The organism is Micromonospora sp. WMMD967 (assembly GCF_029626165.1).
Taxonomy (GTDB): Bacteria; Actinomycetota; Actinomycetes; order Mycobacteriales; family Micromonosporaceae; genus Micromonospora; species Micromonospora taraxaci.
The window spans coordinates 5,555,480-5,576,697 of record NZ_JARUBK010000001.1 but is presented as its reverse complement, the minus strand read 5'-3'; the positions used below and the strand labels follow the sequence as shown (position 1 = coordinate 5,576,697).

General features: G+C 70.2%; 11 protein-coding genes and 1 pseudogene. 10 read left to right on the top strand and 2 right to left on the bottom strand.

The features are described from left to right. Positions 1–17: 17 nt before the first annotated feature. The 4 genes from O7631_RS25185 (at position 18) to O7631_RS25170 (ending at position 3,254) form a co-directional block, all read left to right on the top strand. Positions 18–1,280, top strand: a complete 1,263-nt coding sequence (locus tag O7631_RS25185; RefSeq protein WP_278146525.1) for a serine/threonine-protein kinase — start codon at positions 18–20, stop codon at positions 1,278–1,280. Between the two features lie 386 nt (positions 1,281–1,666). After that, positions 1,667–1,969, top strand: coding sequence for a DivIVA domain-containing protein (locus tag O7631_RS25180; protein ID WP_278146524.1), 303 nt, complete (start codon positions 1,667–1,669; stop codon positions 1,967–1,969). Continuing rightward, positions 1,966–2,217, top strand: coding sequence for a hypothetical protein (locus O7631_RS25175; protein ID WP_278146523.1), 252 nt, complete (start codon positions 1,966–1,968; stop codon positions 2,215–2,217). The genes O7631_RS25180 and O7631_RS25175 overlap by 4 nt, the downstream gene beginning before the upstream one ends. 95 nt (positions 2,218–2,312) lie before the next feature. Next, complete coding sequence (locus tag O7631_RS25170; RefSeq protein WP_278146522.1) at positions 2,313–3,254, top strand: hypothetical protein; 942 nt, start codon at positions 2,313–2,315, stop codon at positions 3,252–3,254. An 81-nt stretch (positions 3,255–3,335) separates the two neighbouring features. On the opposite strand, the gene O7631_RS25165 is transcribed toward O7631_RS25170, so the two are convergent. Next, positions 3,336–3,824: a hypothetical protein gene (locus O7631_RS25165; RefSeq protein ID WP_278146521.1), complete on the bottom strand. Its 489-nt coding sequence runs from the start codon at positions 3,822–3,824 to the stop codon at positions 3,336–3,338. A 119-nt stretch (positions 3,825–3,943) separates the two neighbouring features. Here O7631_RS25165 and O7631_RS25160 point away from each other — a divergent pair, with 119 nt between their 5' ends. Together O7631_RS25160 and O7631_RS25155 are read left to right on the top strand one after the other, a co-directional pair. Continuing rightward, complete coding sequence (locus tag O7631_RS25160) at positions 3,944–9,898, top strand: DUF4011 domain-containing protein (RefSeq protein WP_278146520.1); 5,955 nt, start codon at positions 3,944–3,946, stop codon at positions 9,896–9,898. Positions 9,899–10,008: 110 nt separating this feature from the next. Further along, positions 10,009–11,244, top strand: coding sequence for a low temperature requirement protein A (locus O7631_RS25155; protein ID WP_278146519.1), 1,236 nt, complete (start codon positions 10,009–10,011; stop codon positions 11,242–11,244). A gap of 9 nt (positions 11,245–11,253) precedes the next feature. Here O7631_RS25155 and O7631_RS25150 read toward each other — a convergent pair whose 3' ends face one another. Next, complete coding sequence (locus O7631_RS25150; RefSeq protein ID WP_278146518.1) at positions 11,254–11,862, bottom strand: TetR/AcrR family transcriptional regulator; 609 nt, start codon at positions 11,860–11,862, stop codon at positions 11,254–11,256. Positions 11,863–11,990: 128 nt separating this feature from the next. Between O7631_RS25150 and nhaA the strand changes: the two are divergent. From nhaA to O7631_RS25130, 4 genes and pseudogenes are all read left to right on the top strand, one after another. Next, a pseudogene (gene nhaA / locus O7631_RS25145) lies at positions 11,991–13,850 on the top strand (Na+/H+ antiporter NhaA); the annotation flags it as partial. Between the two features lie 236 nt (positions 13,851–14,086). Then, positions 14,087–18,124, top strand: coding sequence for a discoidin domain-containing protein (locus O7631_RS25140; RefSeq protein WP_278146517.1), 4,038 nt, complete (start codon positions 14,087–14,089; stop codon positions 18,122–18,124). Positions 18,125–18,249: 125 nt separating this feature from the next. Next, positions 18,250–19,437, top strand: a complete 1,188-nt coding sequence (locus O7631_RS25135) for an MFS transporter (RefSeq protein ID WP_278146516.1) — start codon at positions 18,250–18,252, stop codon at positions 19,435–19,437. Between the two features lie 114 nt (positions 19,438–19,551). Further along, the gene (locus O7631_RS25130; protein ID WP_278146515.1) at positions 19,552–21,216 is read left to right on the top strand and encodes an ABC transporter substrate-binding protein; all 1,665 of its coding nucleotides are present in this window, start codon (positions 19,552–19,554) and stop codon (positions 21,214–21,216) included. Positions 21,217–21,218 lie beyond the last annotated feature (2 nt).

Here is a 21,218-nt window from a genome sequence, read left to right as displayed (position 1 = left end):
TGCGGGGGAGGCTGTAGGTGCAGGCGGGGGATCGTGTCGGTGATCGGTACGAGTTGACGTATCCGGTTGGTCGCGGAGGAATGGGCCAGGTCTGGGCCGGCTTCGACGAGCGGCTTGACCGGCCGGTGGCGATCAAATTTCTCCGGCAGTTGGACGTGCCGGAGGACGAGCGTGAGACGGCGGGCAAGCGTTTCCGGCGGGAGGCGAGAGCGACCGCCAGGCTCGACCATCCCGGAGTGCCGGCCGTACACGACCTGGGCGTACACGGCGAAGACCTCTTCCTCGTCATGCAACTCGTACCGGGAATTGTTCTCGCCGACCACATCGCCGAGCAGGAACGACTGTCTGTCGGCGAGTCGGTTTCCATTGTCGCGCAGGTCTGTTCGGTGCTCGTGGCAGCTCACAGCGCCTCGCTCGTGCACCGTGACTTGAAGCCCCACAACCTCATGATCACCCCATCGGGGGTGGTCAAAGTGCTCGACTTCGGCGTAGCCGCGCTGCTCGGCCCGGCCGAGGCCTCGCGCCTCACCGCGACCGGGCGCACGCTCGGCACCCCTGCCTACATCGCACCCGAGCAGGCGCAGGGCGGCACGGTGGGCCCTGCCGCCGATTTATACGCCTTGGGCTGCATCTTCTTCGAGATGCTCGGCGGAAGCCCTCCCTATGAGGCGGCGAACGCACCAGACATGATGCGCCGTCACATCGACTCACCGATTCCCATCATCACTGAGTATCGATCGGATGTGCCCGACGATCTGGCGCATCTCTTGTATTGCCTGTTAGCCAAGGATCCAGCGGACAGGCCAGCGTCGGCTGGCGAGGTTCGTCAGATCCTTACGCCGTTCCTCGAAAACGGTGAACCACCAGGGCTCGTGGCCGCACGATCGGACGACAAGGCTCCCGGCCCTGCCCCCGTCTCGGTTCCACCGCAGAAGGTCAAGAGGGAACTGGTGGAGTTGCGGGCGCAGGCGAGGGAGTTGGCCGAGAATGAGCGTTTCGTGCAGGCCGCCGAGGTGTTGCAGCGGGCCCTTCGCTTGGTGCCGCAAGGCGGTGCGGCGCTCGCCGCCGAGATCGTGGCGCTACGAGTTGATATCGCGAACCTCCTGATGCTTGCAGGCGATTTCCGAAAGGCGCGCCGCGCTTTCGAGGCTCTGGCACAAGATCTGGAGCGGTCGGGCGGGGACCAGGATCTAGTCGAGGAATGTCGACAGCAGGTATTGGCCTGTCAGCTTGAACTGGGCGAGCGCGTTGATGCCACCGATGCGCTCTCGAGGCGTTAGCTCATCGCGACATCGCCCGTGTCCCGGCAGATCCTCTGCCATCCGTTGCTGCTCACGGTTGAGTGGGTTCAAGCATCCGCACGGTTCCTGATTCCCTTACGCAACACTGCATGAGCCGTCCCTGCAACTCGCGCGGGTTGCAGCAAAGAAAGTCAGCGCAAAACGGCGAAAGTGGGCCTGAAACGTTGCTTCTCCAATGCGGCCATCGCAGGCTGATCACAGCACGGCGGCCGGCCGGTCCCCCCGAACGGCCGCCGTGCTTCCCAGGACAGCCCTCGCCGAGCAGTGAACCGTACCGCTGAGAACTGGGGTTTCAGGGGACGGGTGTGCCTCCACTGGATGGGCGGGCAAACCCGCCCATCCACGGCCAGGAAAGGCGGACGGACGTGAACGCTCCAAACCGGCGATCAACCGCGACGGATGGTGGTGCGACCTACCGCTCCGCCGCGTACACCAGTCTGTTGCCGTGGCAGGTGCGTGAGCGCCGCTTCGCGTCGACCGGGCTCGGGCGTCGCGGTCTGAACCCCGACGACGTGTACGCCTTCCTCGACCGGGTCGCCGGCGACATGGCCGCCGTCTACGCCGCTCTCGCCGAGAGCCGCCGCGAAACCGCACGGATCAAGGCCGGGCTGCGCCGCTGGCAAACCGATCAGGCCCGCGCCCGCAACGAGCGGGACCAGGCCCGATGAGCCAGCGGTACGTCATCCACCTGCCCGTCGTTGCCAACGACCTGCCGGCCGCGCAGCGCCTGGCCCGGGTCATCGGCCGGTGGATGCTGGTGCTGCCGATGACGGACCCGGGGGAGACCACCGTCTCCGAGGAGGACCAGCAGTTCCTCCGCCACCGGGTCTTCTGCGACCTGCGGCTGCCCGGCGGCCGGCGGTGCCTCCTCCGCGACGGCCACGACGGCGACTGCACCCGTCGGCTGCGCCGCTGACACAAGCAGACGATCCGGCATCTCAACTGCCCGTTGTGCCGAGTGCGGTGATGATCATCAGGCCGCTAGCGTGCGCAGCACGGGAGGTGGCGGGGATGGTCGCTCGGCGTTGGGACGCCAGTTTCGAGGAGGAGCACCTTGTCCTCCGGCGTTGGCGGTTGCTGCCGTGGCCGAAGGCCTACGTCAGGCGAATACCGCTGGCCGAGATTCTCCATATCGGGTCATTCACCGCAACCGACCATGCGAAGCGACACGCCCAACTTTCCGTTCAGAACACGTCGGCACCAGACCTGGCCGAGGTCATCCCGGTCAGTTTCACGCGGGAGCAGTGGACGTTCGCCGGCTGGTTCATGGAGGAACGGCGTGCGGCGATACGGCGAGCCTCACCGACCAGGCCGCCGCAACTCCGTCCGAAGGCATCGTCGGGTCAGGTGGCCCTGTCCCGCCCGGCGGCCGACCTGGCGGCCCCGTCCCGCCCGGCGGCCGACTTGGCGGCCCTGTCGCGGCGGCGGGCGCAGCTGGCGGCTGCCCTACGAGCCCACCTTGCCGCCCAGCAGGCCCTCACCACGCGGGGGCAGGCGCAGTTGGCGGCTGCGCTACGAGCCCACCTCGCGGCCGGGCAGGCTTCCGCCACACTGAGCATGCCGTCGACAACCCCGGTGATGCGGGCCAGCGACGGCAAGCTGCCGGTGTGGCTGTGGCTTGAGGATGGTGAGGTTCACGGATCCCTCATCTCAGCCGGCAACGCCTCACCGCGGCATTTGACCCCAGCCGATGTCGCCCATCTCCTGCTCGCTGACCCGTCCCGGGCGATGCCGGCGATTCGTGCGCTCACCGGCATCGTCGACAGACAGCTTGCCCTGGCTCACCTGCGGAGCTGGCAGCGGCCGGATCGGGTCGTCGTCAACTTGGGCGCCTCCGACCTCGCCGGGCGGCGAGTGACAGAGGCCCAACAGAAGCCAGGCCGGAGCAACCCGGACGGCACTGTGCGGACTGTGTCAGGTGGCCTTCCAGTTCTCAACAAGCGCCGACGATGAGGACCAGCCACGGAGACCTCGGCCCGCGTGGGACCGACCAACGTCAACCCTCGGAGGCGATGCCGGGGTCTCCGCCACGCCTTACGCGGTGAGCGAGCCCAGGTTGAAGCCGTCGAGCAGGTTGATCAGCTCGTCGTCGCGGGTCACCTCGTAGCCGCGTTGGCGCAGCTCCGCAACCACCTCAGCCTCGCCAGCAACTGGGATCTCCAGGTAGTCGCCGTCGTGCACGGTGACCTGGCGCTTGCCGTACCGGTCCTGCAGGTCCTGCGGCAGCAGCGTGAACGCCCGCTCGGTGACCATCCGCGGCCAGGTTCCGTCCTCGACCGCACCCACCTCGCTGATGGTGAAAGGCTTGTCGTCGGCGTACCCGTCCTCCGGATCGTGGTATTCCGGACCGGCGGGGTTCCGCAGGTGAGTCATCCGGAGCTGCCGCGCCTCGCCCCACGTGCGCGCGGCGGCGAGCGCCCGGATCTCCGCGGCCTCCTCGGTCGCGGTGCCGGCGTCGGCAAAGGCGAGGCAGTCGTGCGCCGTGGAGTGGCCGTAGACCAGGCGCTGGTGTTGCGTCGTCATGGCGCACATCCTGCCTCAGACGTACGACTTCCAAGATCGTCTTACGGCCGGGGCCCTGTCCGCCGGTCGGTTGACCGCTAGGCTGGCCCCCCACGGTCTCCCCACCTGGAGAAACGCCCATGTCCGACAGCGTCTTCGCGCAGTTCACCGCCGACGACGACCAGCTCGAAGTCGGGTTGCTCGTGCAGCCGGCGATCAACGCCGCCCTGGTGCACAACCGGGTGCCGCTGGTCCGTCACCTCACCCTCGTGAACCGGGGAGCGGTGCCGCTGACCGACGTCACGCTGACGCTGGACCTGCGAGGCCCCGACGGCGCGTTGACCGAGCCGTGGACGCGCACCCTGACCGCCCCGTTGCGGCCGGGGGTGAGCACGAGCTGGGACGACTTCCGGGACTTCACGCCCGACCGCACGCTGCTGTACCGCACCGACGAGGCGTTCCCGGTCGACTACACCCTCCGGGTCCAGGCGGGGGAGCAGACACTGCGGCTGGTCGCTCCGTCACGAGTGTTGGCGCACAACGAGTGGTTCAACAGCCCTGCCCTCTACGACAGCCTGGCGGCCTTCGTGCAGCCGAACACCCGGGCGGTGGAGGCGGTCCTGCGGGCGGCCGCGCAGCTCCTGTTGGCGCGGACCGGCTCCGGCTCGTTGCAGGGTTATCAGGAGGGTTCGGAGCGGGCGGCGCTGATCGCCGGCGCGGTGTACGAGGCGCTGCGCCAACTGGAGATCACCTACCAGACCCTGCCGGCGTCGTTCGAGAACACCGGCCAGAAGGTACGCACCACAGCGGCCGTCCTCGACGGACGACTCGGCAACTGCCTCGACCTGTCCGTCACGTACGCCGCGTGCCTGGAGGCGGCGGGGCTGCACCCGCTCGTCTTCGTCAGCGCGGGGCACGCCTTCGGTGGCTTCCTGCTGGAGGAGGAGCGGCTGGGCTCGGCGGCGGTGACCGAGACCAACCTGCTGATCTCGATGGTCGACTCCGGCCGGGCCGTACCGGTCGAGCTGACCCGCATCGGGCCGGGCGCGCAGTCGGCGACGTTCACCGAGGCGGTACGGGTCGGGCTCGGGCACTTCCGCGGCGACGGTGACCGTATGCGGGGCGTGGTCGACGTGCACCTGGCGCACCGCTCGGGCATCCAGCCGCTGCCGTCGCCCGACGAACTGATCGCGCCGGCTGCGGTCGACGCCGAGGCGACGCTGGAGATAACAGCATCCCTGGACCTTCCGCCCGGCGTCGCCGCCGCGAAGCTGCGTCAGCTGGTCGACGACGGTGACGAGGTGGCGCAGCAGTCCGACGGGTCGCCGGCCCGGATCCAGCAGTGGAAGAAGTCGCTGCTCGACCTGAGTCTGCGCAACCCGCTGCTCAACCTGCCCAAGCGCGGCCGTGGTCTGGACCTGCATGTGCCGGCGGGTGCGTTGGCGCTGCTGGACGACCTCATCCACGACGGCCGTCAGGTGCAGGTCATTCCGCAGGACGACATCAGCCACGTCCACGAGCTGGCGGGGGCGCGCCGGGCGCAGGACCTCGACGCCGAGATCCTCACCCGGGAGCTGCGCATGGACCGCCGGGTCTACGGCGCGGTCACCGACGCCCGGTACAAGACGGCGATGCGGGCGTTGCAGCGCGAGGCGCGCACGATGGAACAGGAGACCGGCAGCAACTACCTCTACCTGACCATCGGCACGTTGGTGCACACCAAAGCGACCGGGGGAGAGGCGTACGCGCCGCTGTTCCTCCTGCCGGTACGCGTCGAGGGTGGCAGCGGCCGTCGCCCGTACGCGATGGTCATCGACGGCACCGAGGTCGCCAGCCCGAACTACTGCCTGATCGAGTGGCTGCGGGTCAAGCACAGCGTGCGGATCCCGGAGTTGGAACAGCCGGTCCTCGACGAGCACGGCATCGACATCGCGAAGACCCTCGCCGCGATCAACACGGGGTTGCTCGACAACCGGCTCAACTACCGCATCGACGAGACCGCCAGCCTTCGGCTGCTGCAGTTCTCCACCTTCCAGATGTGGCGGGACCTCACCGACCACTGGCCCCGGTTCATGGAGAACCCGGTTGTCCGGCACCTGGTCGAGTCGTCCGGTGCCACCTTCGACGACCCGGCCCGCCCCGACGACGCCGAGGTCCTGGTCGACGAGGCGGACCTGCACCTGCCGATCCCCGCCGACGGCTCGCAGATGCAGGCGATCGTGCGCGCCGAGCGCGGCCACTCCTTCGTCCTGGAGGGCCCGCCCGGCACCGGCAAGTCCCAGACCATCACCAACATGATCGCCCGCGCGGTCAGCACCGGTCGGTCGGTGCTCTTCGTCGCCGAGAAGCAGGCCGCGTTGGAGGTGGTGAAGCGCCGCCTCAAGCAGATCGGGCTCGGGCCGTTCGCGCTGGACCTGCACGGGCGTAAGCAGTCCCTCAACGCGATCCGCCAGCAGCTGCGTGACGCCCTCGACCAGTACGACCAGGGCGGCGACGGCACGTGGACGGCTGTCGAGACGGCCTATCGGACACGGCTCGCCCCGCTGACCGAGTACCCGACCCAGGTCCACACCACCAACCCCGTCGGGATGTCGCTCTGGTCGGCCTACGAGCAGACCCTGGCGTACGGGGACGGCCCGGTCGCCCCGATCCCGGTGGCCTATCTGCACGCACCGGCCGAGGCACGCGCGCAGGTCGAGACGACACTGCGGGAGTTCCCGGCCGCCGCCCGGTCGGCCCGGCTCCGGGCGGCGCACCCGTGGGCGCTCAGCGGTTGCCGCACCCTCGACGGGCTGCACGGCGCGGCGGTCACCGAGATCGCCGGTGAGCTGGAGCGTCTCCGCGCCGACCTCGCCGCGTACCCCGGTCTGGTCGGGTTGCTGCGGACCCTGCCCGCGCCGGAGACCGTCGGCGAGTTGCAGGCGGGCGCCTGGCTCGCCGTACGCGGACTGCTGCCGGACCGGGCGACCACGCTGCACGCGAGCGATCGGCGCTGGGACGAGGCGATGGTGCGGCTCCAGGCGGACCTGGCGGCCTTCCGGCAGGGCTTCGCCGGTGAGCTGGCGAGCTTCCGGCCGGACGTGTTCGCCCGACCGGAGTTGACCGCCTGGCACGGTGAGGCCCAGGAGGCGGCGAAGCGGTTGTTCGGCAAGCGCAAGCGCCGACAGGCCGTCGCGGACCGGTTGGCGGTACACGCGGTCGCCGGTGCCACGCTCGACGTGGATCAGATCGAGGTGCTCACCGGCCGGCTGGTGGCCGCTCAGGCGCAGGCCACCGCGCTGCACCAACACCTGCTGGGGCTCGGTGGGCTGCGGCTGCCGCAGTGGCTGCCCACGGACCCGAACGCGCAGGAGCGGCTGACGGAGGCCGTCGAGGCGACCCGAGTTGGCCGGACGCTGCTGAGCCAGCATCCGCAGGCCTGGGAGCTGTTCCAGAGCGGGTTCACCGATGTCGGTGCGGCTGTGCTCGACAGGTTCGCCTCGCGGTGGCGGGCCTGGCGCGGGGTGCTGCGCTCCGGCGGGTCGGAGCTGACGCTGTGGGCCGCCGGTTCGCACTGGATGGACGCCTGGCAGCGCGACGGCGCGGTCTGGCTGCAGGAGTTGCGGGCCGAGGAGCTGTTCGCGCTGCGCCGATGGGCGACCGTCCTCACCCATGCCGACGTGCTGGCCTCGGCCGGCCTCACCGACTACCGGGACCAACTGCTGCGCGCCGAGGTGTCCGCGCAGGTCGCGGAGGAGGTCTACCGGCGGGGAGTCGCGACCGCGTCGCTCGCCGAGCGGGTACGCGCCGGCGGCCTGGAGTACTTCGACAGTGAGCTGCACGACGACCAGATCAACCAGTTCGAGGCCGCTGCCGGTGAGCTACGGTCCGCGCTGCCGACGCAGCTGCCGTCGGTGCTGGTGCGTCGCCGCCCGTTCAGCCCGACCGACCGGCGTGGCCGCTTCGCCGACTTCGCGGCGGAGCTTCGCCGCAAGCGGGGCGGGCGGTCCTTCCGGGAGCTGTTCGAGCAGTACCCGGACGCGGTGCTGGCGTTGACCCCGTGCGTGCTGGTCAGCCCGGCGTCGGCGGCGAACTTCCTGGCGCCGGGGAGTCAACGCTTCGACCTGGTCATCTTCGACGAGGCCTCCCAGATCCGCGTGGCGGAGGCGATCGGCGCGATGGGCCGGGGCAGCGCCGTGGTGGTGGTCGGCGACTCCCGGCAGATGCCGCCGAGCAGCATCATGCAGGCCAGCCACACCGTCGACGAGATCGACGACGGCAACGGCCCGGTGCCGGAGGACCTGGAAAGCATCCTCAGCGAGGCCGTCGAGTCGGGGTTGCCGCAACGGTGGCTGTCCTGGCACTACCGCAGTCACGACGAGTCCCTGATCGCCTTCTCGAACCGCTACTACTACGACAACAAGCTCTCCAGCCTCCCGTCGCCGGGCGCCTCCAGCGCGGCGGGCATCAGCTGGCGACGTGTCGACGGCCAGTACGACCGGGGCGGATCCCGCACCAACGAGGTCGAGGCGCGGGCGATCCTCGCCGACATCACCCGGCGGCTGCACGATCCGGCCACCGCCAACCACTCCGTCGGCGTGGTCACTTTCAACATCCAGCAGCGTGACCTCATCCTCAACCTGCTGGAGGAGAGCGCCGACCCGATCATCCGCGAGCACCTCTCCGGTGCGGTCGCGGAACCGATCTTCGTCAAGAACCTCGAGAACGTGCAGGGCGACGAGCGGGACGTCGTCCTGTTCTCGCTGGCCTTCTCCACCAACCCGGAGACCGGTCAGCTCCCGCTGAACTTCGGTCCGCTCAGCCAGGCCGGCGGCGAGCGGCGGCTCAACGTCGCCATCACCCGCGCCCGCCGCCAGGTCGTCCTCTACTCGTCCTTCGACCCGTCCGACATCGACCTCGCCCGTACGTCCGCGCTGGGCACACAGCACCTGCGGGCGTACTGCGAGATGGCCGCCGCCGGCGCGGACCGTCTGGGTGACCTGGCCACCGACCGCACCGAGCGGCGTAGCCGGATCCGCGATGAGGTGGCCGCGGCGCTGCGCGACCGTGGCCACGACGTCCGCACCTCGCACGGCCTGTCCGACTTCACAGTGGACATCGCCGTCCGCAGCCCGGGCTCGCCGCGCTGGCAGGTGGCCGTCATGCTCGACGGCCCGGACTGGAGCGCACGCCCGACGGTGGCCGACCGGGACTCGGCACCCGCGCTGCTCTGCTCGATCATGGGTTGGCCGGAGGTGGTGCGGTTCTGGCTGCCGGCCTGGATCCACAACCGGTCGGCCATGCTCGACCGCGTCGACGAAGCGGTCATCCGGGCCGAGGCCCTCGCGACCGTCGCACCGGAGCCCGAGTCGTCCGCGGTCGCACCTGACATCGAGCTGCCGCAGCCCCGTTCCGCGACAGACGGGGAGCCGCAGCTCCCGACACCGGCCGTCGAGGTGCCACAGCCGCGCCGCACGGTGGAGCAAGAACCGGGTGTGTCGTCGCCCGTCACCGCACTCGCCGGCGCGACGGCAATGACAGCGGACACCGTCACGGCAAGCCCGTTCGTGCCGTACGTCCCGACCCCGCTCGGAGACCAGGCCGACATCGAGCTGCTGGCAACCGACCGGCGCGTACGTGATCTCGTGCGGAACGGACTCCGCGAGATCATCGAGAGTGAGGGGCCGATCGAGCAGCACCGGCTCGCACGCCTCGCCCTCGCCCGGTTCGGTTTCCTCCGCACACGGGAGGACCGGCGTGCCGCGGTGCTCGCGCTCGTGGACTCCCGCCGCCTGCACACACACCCGACGCTGGGCCGGTACGCGTGGCCCGATGCTGTCGACCCGCAGACGTACCGGGCGTACCGGGTCACCCAGGCGAGCAACGACCGGGCGTTCGAGGAGGTACCACCCGAGGAGGTGGCCAACGCCTTCGTGCACGTGCTGCAGGGTGCGTCGAGCATGGACGAGGAGCGGCTGCTGCGCGCCGGCCTGGAACGGCTCGGCTACCGCCGACGCACCGAGAAGATCGACAAGCTGCTCCGGTACGGGCTGCACGTCGCCGTGACCAGCGGTCGCCTCCGCTACGACGCGGAGGGCCGCCTCACCCGCGGCTGACGATCGACCTCCGTGTCGTCGCCGTGCGAACACCGGGTGACCTGCCACTCCGACGCAACCCCTCGACGCTCGATTTCGTTGGTGCGACGAGGGGTGGACTGAGGAGGACGATGACGGCGGGACCCGGGGCCAAGCTGCTGCGCCCGCCGACGAGTGCGGGCCGAGCCACGTTCCTGGAGCTGTTCTTCGACCTGGCCTTCGTGGTGGCTCTCACCCAGGTCTCGCGACGGTTCGCCGAGCTGGGCGACGAAACCGGCTGGGCGCTCGTGAGCGGGTTCGGCCGTACCCTGCTGCTCTTCCTGGCGCTCTGGCTGATCTGGTCGCACACGGCGTGGATCACCAGCCGCTACGAGCCGGAGCGATCGCTCATCCAGGCTGTCGTGGTCGGGACCATGTTCGCCGGCCTGGTGATGGCGGTGGCGCTGCCCCGTGCGATGGAGGAGCGGGCGCTGCCGTTCGCTGTCGCGTACCTGTCGGTCATGGTGGTGCGTCCGTTGGTGATCGCCGTCGCGCTGCGTGGCCATCCGCGACGACTGGTGCCCTTCCGGCTCGCCGTCTGGGCTACGGCGAGCGCACCGCTGTGGCTGGCCGGCGCCCTGGGCCCGGACCGGCTTCTCCCGGCGTGGTGGGCTGTCGCTCTCGGCGTCGACTACCTCGCCTGGATTCTGGGCTGGCCTCTTCCGAGGCTCGGGGCCTCGTCGGTGGGCCGCTGGCGGATCGCCGGGGTGCATCTCGCCGACCGCTACCAGCAGATGATCCTCATCGCCCTCGGTGAGTCGATCCTGCTCATCGGCATCGTCTTCGGCGGCGTCGACTACTCCGCCGAACGGGTGGCGGCCTTCGTCGTCGCGTTCGTCACCAGCGCACTGCTCTGGCGGATCTACTTCTACCGCGCCGGTCTGCTGTTGCCCGATGCGTTGAGTCGCGCGGGAATGCCCGGCCGGTTGGGCACGGCGTCGGAACGTACTCACCTGCTGATCGTGCTGAGCGTGCTCGTCACGGCCGTCGGCTACGAGTTGGTGATCGACCATCCGTACGGGTCGCCGCGGCCGAGTTGGCTGCTGTTCGTGGTGGGCGGTCCGGCGCTCTTCCTCGTGGCCCGGATGCGGCTGGAGTACGAGATCTTCGGCCGGGTCTCCCGAGCCCTGGTGATCGGCCTGGCGGCTCTGCTGCTGCTCACGCCGGCGCTGTTCCGCTGGACGTCGATGGCCGGGCTGTCCGTGGTGGCCGGGGTGTTGGCCCTGGTCGCGCTGCTGGATGCGCTGCGACGTCGGGGCCGTCCGCTGGAGGTGCCCGCCCCAGCGGTCGGACGGGAGCCGTCCGACCGGGACGACTCCGAGGCGTGACCGTGCGGCTCAGCGGTCGGTGTCGGCCGACTGGCGCTCGGTGTTGATCCGGAGGAGACCTTCCACCCCGCGGAGGAAGGTCTCGGACACCAGGGCGGGGTTGAACAGGCATCCGGCGGCCATGGCGCCGTCGCGGAGCATGACGAAGTGCCGCGCGGCGGGATCGGCCGTCTCCTCGTGGACCTGCGCCATCAGCGTGGTGAGGGTGTCCAGGAACCACTGCCGGTGGGCGATGATCTCCTGATGCACGGGATGGCCCGTGTCGGGATACTCCGCCGCGGCGTTCAGAAAGGCGCATCCCCGGAACGCGGGGGACTGGACGTTCTGGGCGATGGCGCCGGCGATGCCGAGGAGGGAGTCGACCGGCGCGGGGTTGGCGGCGATCGCCTCGTCGACCAGTCCGCGCTCCAGGGCGTGGACTTCCCGCAGGTAGGCCAGGATGAGGTCGTCCTTGCTGGGGAAGTGCCGGTAGAACGTGGCCCGCGTCACCTGTGCCTCGGCGATGATCCGGTCGACGCCGACGGAGTGGATCCCCTCGGCGTAGAAGAGCCGCATCGCCGTGCTGAGGAGCCGGAGTCGCGCCGCGGAGGGCCGGGTGTCGGGTTCGGTGCGCGCCATACCCACCATCATAGCGGATAGAACGGTCGGTCCCGACAGGGTTGGGCCGGACTGTCCCTCAATTCAGGCCGCGTGACGGTCGGGTCAACGAAGATTGTTCCGTGACGAGCAACAACCCGCGCCGGGTGATGACCACCCGGACCGCCTGGGAGGGGCGGTTCAACGCTCCGCTGCGCGCGTTCCTGCGCACCGAGACCGGCGGCGCGCGGGTGGTAGTGGTCGCCGCGGTGGTGGCCCTCGTGTGGGCGAACCTGCACTCGTCGTCGTACGAGTCGGTCTGGAGCACCACCTTCTCGGTCCGGCTCGGTGACTGGCCGGTGTCGCACGACCTGCGGACCTGGGTCAACAGCGGGTTGATGACGTTCTTCTTCCTGGTCGCGGGGTTGGAGTTGCGTCGCGAGTTCGACATCGGCGAGCTGCGGGAACGGCGGCGACTGGCGTTGCCGATGCTGGCCGGGTTCGGCGGCATGCTCGTGCCGATCGGGATCTACCTCGCGTTCAACGCGGGGCAGACCACCGCCGCCGGGTGGGGTGCCGTGATGGCGACCGACACGGCGCTCGCACTCGGCGCCCTCGCCGTCTTCGGGCCGCGCTTCTCCGACCGGCTGCGCAGCTTCCTGCTGACCGTCGCCGTCGTCGACGACCTGGTCGCGATCGCGGTGCTGGCCATCGCGTACCCGGATCACCCCTCGCCCATGGCGTTGCTCGTCGCGGCGGCGATCTTTGGTCTCGTGCTGCTCGTCCGGGCGTGGGGCGTGCGGTTCGGGCCGGTCTACGCGCTGTTGGGGGTGGCGGCCTGGGTCGCGGTCTCGGAGTCCGGTGTCGACCCGGTCGTGGTGGGCCTGATCATGGGGCTGCTGACCTACGCGTACGCCCCCGGGCGGGACGAGCTTCAGTACGCGAGCGACCAGTTCCGCCTCTTCCGGGAACAGCCCACCCCGCAGCTCGCCCGGATGGCCCAGGCCGGTCTCACCTCGGCGCTGTCGCCGAACGAGCGGCTGCAGACCCTCTACCACCCGTGGGCGAGCTACGTGGTGGTGCCGCTGTTCGCCCTGGCGAACGTCGGGATCGTCCTCGACGGCGAGCTGCTGTCCAGGGCCGTGACCTCGCCGGTGACGCTCGGCGTCGTGGCGGCGTACGTCGTCGGCAAGCCGGCTGGGATCGTGGCCACCTCGTGGCTGGTGGCCCGGCTGAGCGGGAACCGGTTCCGGCCACCCGTCGGCTGGGTGGCCGTCGCGGGCGTCGGCACTGTCTCCGGCATCGGGTTCACCGTCGCCCTCCTGATCGCCACCCACGCCCTGCACGGCCCGGCGCTGGACGAGGCGAAGTTCGGCATCCTGGTCGCGACGGTCGGTGCGTCCGTCGTGACCTGGTTGGTGTTCCGTGCTGTCGCCCGGCTCTCGCCGTCGCGACGTGCGCGCGCTCTGCTCGGCGTCACCGAGGCCATCGTCGATCTGAAGCTTCCGGTCGAGTCGGGGCGCGACCACATGCGTGGGGCCCTGGACGCGCCGGTGACGGTCGTGGAGTACGGCGACTTCGAGTGCCCCTACTGCGGGCAGGCCGAGCCGGTGGTGCGGGAAATGCTGGCCGACTTCGCCAATATCCGGTACGTCTGGCGACACCTGCCGCTCACCGACGTCCACCCGCACGCCCAACTCGCCGCCGAGGCCGCCGAGGCGGCGGGGGAGCAGGGCTCGTTCTGGGAGATGCACGACCTGCTCCTCACCCACCAGGACGCGCTCAATCCCACCGACCTGCTGGGCTACGCCGAGCGCCTCGGCCTGGATCTCGACATGTTCCGGGAGCACATGGTCAAGCGGATGGGCGTGGACCGGGTGGCCGAAGACGTCGAGTCCGCCGACCTCAGCGGCGTCACCGGCACCCCGACCTTCTTCATCAACGGCCGGCGCCACCACGGCGCGTACGACATCGTCGCCCTCTCGGCGGCCGTGAAGGGGGCGTTCGCCGCCGCGAAGCTCCGCCCGGAGTACCACCGTCGCGACCGTCAGCACCGCGACGACCCGCCGGCGAGCTGACCGCCGGTCATCCGGCCCGGTGGCCGCCGATTCCCGCGGTCGCGCCGCGTCCGACGTGGATCCACGTGCGCACCGTGTTCGTGGAATCACGATCGACGTGGACTCTTGACTCGGGCGAAACATGCGGCCACGATCTGACAACGTTGTCACCGACCCCTTCTGACAACGTTGTCCTGTCTGGAGGCACAATGTCCGAGCAAGCGCCCCTGTCGCGGCGTACCTTCCTCTCCGCCGGAGCCACGCTGCTGGCGTCGGTCGGGGTGGCCGCAGTCCTACCGGACGCCGTCGCGGCCGCCGCTCCGGCGACGCCGCCTGCCACCCCGCAGACCACCGACCTCGCCCGGTACCGTCCGGTCGCGGTCTCCTCGACCGACTACGCGCCGACGCCCGCGACCTTCGCGGTGGACGGTCTGCCGCAGGTCGGCGTCCGGGGGAGTGGGTGGCGGGCCGCCGGCAACGCCGATCCACAATGGATCTCCGTGGACCTGCAGGCGCCCTGCCGGGTCGAGGCGATCACCCTGGTCTTCGAGGCCACGCTCGCTGACGGGCCGTTCGACGGCAACTACACCGAAACCGACGGCGACGAGATCCTCTCCAGCGCCGCCACGTCGTACCGGATCGAGGTCTCCACCGACGGCCGCGCCTGGAAGTCGGTGTACGAGACGACCGAGGGTCAGGGCGGCGTACAGGCGATCAAACTGCCGGAGCCGGTCACCGCCCGGTGGATCCGCATGACGGCCACGAAGCGTTCGAACAGCAACCCGGTGGGCCTCAACGGGTTCCAGGTCTACGGCGTGCCCCTGGCGGGACGGCCGAAGGTCGAGGGCTGGACCAGCTGGGAGGACGGCAACACCGGCCCGGCTCCCGCGCTCACTGTCGCCGCCGACGGCACGGTGCCGCTGGAGTCGGGATGGTCGTTGACGATGGACGACTTCGCCGGCACCGCCGACGGCGCCGAACTCTCCCGGGCGGGCGTCGACGTCCGGTCCTGGCTGCCGGCGACCGTGCCCGGCACCGTGCTGGGCACCCTGGTCGAGCAGGGGCACCTGCCCGACCCGGTGTCCGGCTTCAACAACATGCGCATCCCGGAGGCGCTGTCCCGGCACACCTGGTGGTACCGGCGCGCCCTGCGGTTGCCGCGCGAGCTGGACACGTCGGCCGGTCGGCGGATCTGGCTCGAGTTCGACGGCATCAACCACGAAGCGACCGCCTGGGTCAACGGTGTGCAGGTCGGCAGCGTCAAGCACCCGTTCGCGCGGGCTGCCTTCGACATCACCGACGCCCTCGCCGGTCACCGCGGCGAGCACGTCCTCGCCGTCCGGGTCACCCCGATGCCGCACCAGGGCACCCCCGGTGACAAGGGCGCCGACGGCCGTACCTTCCTCCAGTCGGCCCACCACTACCTCGACGCGCCGACCTACCTCGCGGTGTCCGGATGGGACTGGATGCCCGCCGTCCGCGACCGGGTCACCGGCCTCTGGGACCACGTCCGGCTGCGGAGCACCGGTGCCGTGGTCGTCGGCGACCCGCACGTGCAGAGCACGCTGCCGGACCTGCCGGACACCGGCATCGCCGAGGTCACCATCCGGGTGCCGGTCCGCAACGCGACGGCCACCGCCACCACTGTCACCGTCCGCGCCGAGTTCGACAAGGTCCGCGTCGAGTCCACTGTCACCGTCCCGGCCAACGGAAGCACCACTGTCACCTTCGCGCCGGGGCGCCACCCCGCGTTGCGCCTGCGCAAGCCCCGGCTGTGGTGGCCCAACGGCTACGGCGACCCCCACCTGTACGACCTCACACTCACCGCCACCGTCAAGCGGACTGTCAGCGACCGGCGTGAGCTGCGCTTCGGTGTCCGACAGTTCGCCTACGACTGGCACCAGCCGATCGTGATCTCGCCGCCCGGCAAGCCCGCCCTGGAGTTCGTCGACGGGGCGGCGACGCAGACCATCACGTTCGACCGGCAGCGCGCCCGACACGTACGCATCCAGGCCGGCCAGCGCGCGACCGGCTGGGGCATCTCGATGTTCGCGCTGTCGGTGGCCGACGGCACCGGGCCAGACCTCGCCCTGCGCCGCGACGCGACCGCCTCGTCGGCGGAGAACGACACCAACGTGGCCGCCAAGGCCGTCGACGGGGACGCGGCGACCCGCTGGGCCTCGAAGGCCGAGGACGACCAGTGGATCCAGGTCGACCTCGGGTCGGCCGTCGACTTCGACCGGGTCACCATCGTCTGGGAGCAGGCGTACGCGCTCGACTACCGCGTCCAGGTCTCCGCCGACGGGGGCGCCTGGACCGACGTGAAGTCGGTCAGCAACGACAGCCCGCTGGGCAGCCGCGCCGACCAGGTCGAGACGTTCGCCAGCCAGACCGCCCGACACCTGCGCATCCAGACCGGTGCGCGGGTGACCTCGTGGGGAGTGTCCATGTGGTCGCTCTCGGTGCAGCGGCAGGCCGAGCCGGACGTGGACCTGGCCCTGGGCAAGGTCGCCAGCGCGTCCTCGTCGGACGGCGACTCCAACGGCCCGGACCGGGCCGTCGACGGCAACCCCCGGACCCGCTGGTCGTCGAAGTTCGAGGACAACCAGTACATCCAGGTCGACCTCGGCGCACCGGTCACGTTCGACCAGGTCACCATCGTCTGGGAGCAGGCGTACGCCCGCGACTTCGTCATCCAGGTCTCGAACGACGGGCAGTCGTGGACCGACGTGAAGTCGGTCAGCAACAAGATCACCGAGCTGAAGATCAGTGTCAACGGTGTGCCGGTGTTCGCCCGGGGCGGCAACTGGGGCTGGGACGAGCTGTTGCGTCGGGTGCTGCCCGACCGGCTGGCCGACACCGTCGAGATGCACCGCGACATGAACTTCACGATGATCCGCAACTGGCTCGGCAGCAGCAACCGCGAGGAGCTGTACCGGGCCTGCGACGAGCAGGGCATCCTGGTCTGGAACGACTTCTGGCAGGCCGGCGGCTTCCTGCCGAACCCGCCCGGCTACGTCGACATCGCCGCCGACACGATCCGTCGGTTCCGGCACCACCCGAGCATCGTGGTGTGGTGCGGCGCCAACGAGGGTGACCCGCCGCCGATCGTCGACGCCGGCCTCAAGCAGGCCGTCAGCACCGAGCACCCGGAGATCCTCTACATCCCCAACTCGGCCAGCGGCATCGTGAGCGGACGCGGGCCGTACCACTGGGTCGACCCGAGCACCTACACCGACGTGACGATGTACGAGGCCGACTCGTTCGGCTTCCACACCGAGATCGGCATGCCGGTCGTGTCGGTGACGGAGAGCATGCGCAACCTCGTCGGCGACGCGAAGGAGTGGCCGATCAGCGAGGTGTGGAACTACCACGACTGGTCGACCATCGGTAACCAGCGCGTCGGCACGTACCAGGCGGCCATCGACGCGCGGCTCGGCGAGTCCGTCTCGCTCGACGAGTTCGCCACCAGGGCGCAGTTCGTCAACTACGAGAGCCACCGCGCCATGTTCGAGGCGTGGAACGCCAACCTGTGGCAGGACGCCACAGGTCTGCTGCTGTGGATGTCGCACCCGGCGTGGCACAGCACGGTCTGGCAGACCTACGACTACGACCTCGACGTGAACGGCGCCTACTACGGGGCCCGTAAGGGCTGCGAGCCGCTGCACGTGCAGGCCGACCCGGGCACCTGGCAGGTCCGCGTGGTCAACCACACCGCGACGGCGGTCACCGGCGTGACGGTCACCGCCCGGCGGTACGACCTGAGCGGCCGGTCGTTGGGTACGCCGCAGCGGCAGCGGGTGGACGTGGCCCGTTCGGCCACGACGGCGGCCTTTCCCCTCGCCGCGACGGACGGCGGCGGGCTGCACCTGGTCCGTCTGGAGCTGCGCGACAGCCGCGACCGGCTGCTCACGGAGAACACCTACTGGCGCTACGACAAGGCCGAGCAGATGCGGGCGCTCAACGACCTGCCGAACACCCGCCTGTCGACGTCGTCGGGCACCGTCCGTGTCGTGGACGGCCGGAACACCGTCACCACGACGGTCCGCAACCAGGGCCGTACCGTCGCCGCGTTGGTGCGGCTCGCCGTGCGCGACCAGCGTGGTGAGAGGGTCCTGCCGGCCCGCTTCGACGACAACTACTTCTGGCTGCTGCCGGGGGAGACCCGTGAGGTGCGGCTCTCCTGGCCCGCACGGCCGGGCCTCGCCCGCAAGGTCACGGTGACCGCGCAGGCGTACAACTCCTAGGAGTACGCGGTGGGGGGCGGCGGTCCCGGCCGCCTCCCACCGCGTCGCGCCCGTTCCGGCCACCTGACGAGGTTGTTTGGGTCGTTACCGCACCTCGGCCCGCTACCGACACCCATGCTGTACGGGTGACACGGTCCGGTTCCCCGTCCGGCGCGATACGGGTCGCGTTCGCGTTCTGGATCACGCTCGTGGGCACCACGGTGCCGACCCCGCTCTATCCGCTCTACGAGATGGAGTTCGGGTTCTCGTCGTTGACCGTGACAGTGGTCTACGCGTTGTACGCGTTGGGCGTGGTCGTCGGGCTGCTGGTCTTCGGTCGGCTCTCCGACCAGATCGGTCGCCGTCCGGTCATCCTCATCGCGCTGGTGCTGTCCGCCGCCGCCGACGCCGTCTTCCTGTTCGCCGTGGACCTGGCGATGATCATCGTGGGTCGGATCATCGCCGGCCTCTCCGCCGCGCTGATCATCGGCGCGGCGACCGCGGCGCTGGCGGAGCTGATCGACCGTCGGCATCCGAAACGCGCCGCCACCGTATCGATCTTCGCGAACCTCGGTGGGCTCGCGACCGGCACTCTGCTGTCCGGGATCGTGTCGGACGTGGCCCCGGATCCGCTCCGACTGCCCTGGGTGATCGTGCTGGTCCTGGCCGTCGTCGCGATCGTCGCGTTGCGCGGTGTGCCGGAGACGGTGCGGGAACGGTCACCGGTGACCCTCCGGGTGCAACGGTTGTCGGTGCCGGCGGCCATCCGGGGCGACTTCGTCCGCTCGGCGATCACCGCCGGGGCGGGCTTCGCGGCTCTCGGAGTGCTCACGTCGGTGACCGGGCTGTTCCTCGGCATGGTCCTGCACGAGAGGTCGCACACCCTCGCGGCGCTCGTGGTCTTCGTCGCCTTCGCCGGCGCCGCGTTCGGTCAGTTGCTGACTCGCGTCCTCTCCTCGCGCGCCGCACTGGCCTACGCCTGCGCCGGTCTGGTCGTGGGGGCCGGCCTGCTCGCGTTCAGCATGTGGATGGCTCTGCTGGCGACGCTCTTCGTCAGCGCGGCGGTCGTCGGGGTCGCGTCCGGGGTGGCGGTCGGCGACGGCGTCGCGACGATCACGATGAAGACCCCGCCGCAGCACCAGGCCGAGGCGGTGTCGACCTTTTTCGCGATCCTGTTCGCGATGCTCGGCGTGCCCGCCGTCGGGGTCGGCCTGCTGATCCAGACGATCGGGCTGCGGCCCGCCGGCGAGATCTTCAGCGCGGTGGTGGCGGTGCTCGCGCTGGTCGTCCTGCTCAGCCTCGTGCGGGGCGGTCGGGCCCGGCCGGCGAGCTGATCGGCGCCGTCCTGCCAGGGTGTCTGGCCGGCGTGGAAAGCCATTCACGGAGGTCTTGCGGCACTCATCGTATACAACATACGCTCCCGGAATCGCCCATTCGAGGAGCTCTCCATGACGAACCTCTCCGTCAGCGAAACGAGCCGTGTCCTTCGAGCCGCGGTCGCGGCGGCCACCGTCGTCTGCGCGGTCGTCGCCTGCTCACCGGTGTCGGACAGCGGCGGCGGCGACCAGTCCGGCGGCAACCAGTCGGCAGGGCAGGACTCCTTCGGTACGCCGGCCGACCCCGCCGCCGTGAAGCAGGGCGGCAGTTTGGTCATCGCCCTCTCCGCCGAGCCCGACGCGTTGGACCCGACGCTGTCCAGAAGCCTCTACTCCCGCTACGTCTTCCAGGCGATGTGCCAGAAGCTCTACGACGTCGACGAGAAGGCGCAGGTCGTACCACAGCTGGCGACCGCGCTGCCCACAACGAGCAGCGACGGCCGGACGGTGACCATCCCGCTGCGCCCGGGTGTCCGCTTCGCGGACGGGACGCCCTTCGACTCCGCCGCCGTGAAGGCCACGGTGCAACGCCACCTCACCAACTCCCGGTCGGCGCGCAAGAGCGAACTCGGTCCCATCGACGGCATCGACACCCCCGACGCGCAGACCGTCGTCCTGCGGCTGAAGCAGCCGTTCGCGCCGCTGCTGGGAGCCCTGGCCGACCGGGCCGGCATGATCATGAGCACCCAGGCGCTGCAGAGCCTGGGCGACGACTTCGCCTCCGCACCGGTCTGCGTCGGCCCCTTCAAGTTCGCCAAGCGGGTGCCCCAGAACTCGATCGACGTCGTCAAGGACCCGAACTACTACGACGCGGCCAAGGTGCACCTCGACGCCATCTCGTGGCGGATCCTCACCGACGCGAGCATCCGCGCCGCCAACCTGCGCTCCGGCGACGTGCAGGTCGCCGACAGCGTGTCCACCCAGGACTTCGCCGCCCTGCGGCAGGACGCCGCGATCTCCGTCCTGCAGTCGCAGTCCCTCGGCTACCAGGGCCTGACCATCAACGTCGGCAACGTCGACGGCGTCGGCACCGCACCCAAGCCGATCAACCGCCCTCTCGCGCAGAACGCCAAGGTACGGCAGGCCTTCGAGCACGCCATCGACCGCAAGGCGCTCGTCGACGCGGTCTTCAACGGTCTGCACGCCGCCGCCTGCTCGCCGATCTCACCCGCGAGCCCGTTCTCGTCGCCCGAGGCCCAGACCTGCCCGGCCCACGACCCCGCCAAGGCCAAGCAGTTGCTCACCGAGGCGGGTGTGCAGACGCCGTACCCGGTGACGATGCTCGCCTCCAACACCCCCGACACGCTACGGCTCGCGCAGGCGTTGCAGTCCATGGTCAAGGACGGCGGATTCGACCTGAAGATCAACCCGGTCGAGTACTCGTCGCTCCTCGACGAGCAGGACCGCGGCAACTTCGAGCTGTTGCAGCTGGGCTGGAGCGGGCGGATCGACCCGGACGCCAACATCACGAACTTCGTCGGCACCGGGGCCAGCCAGAACGTCGCCGGCTACAGCAACCCGCAGCTCGACACACTGCTGACCCAGGCCCGCCAGGCCGGCGACGTCGAGGAGCGCAAGAAGCTGTACGGGCAGGCGGTCACGCTGCTCCAGCAGGACGACGCGCTGATCTACCTCTACCGGCAGCGGAACCTGACCGCCGTCAGCAAGCAGATCCAGGGCCTCCAGGTCTTCCCGGACGGTGTGCTCCGGGCGGGCTTCGCCGGCTTCGCCAAGTAGGT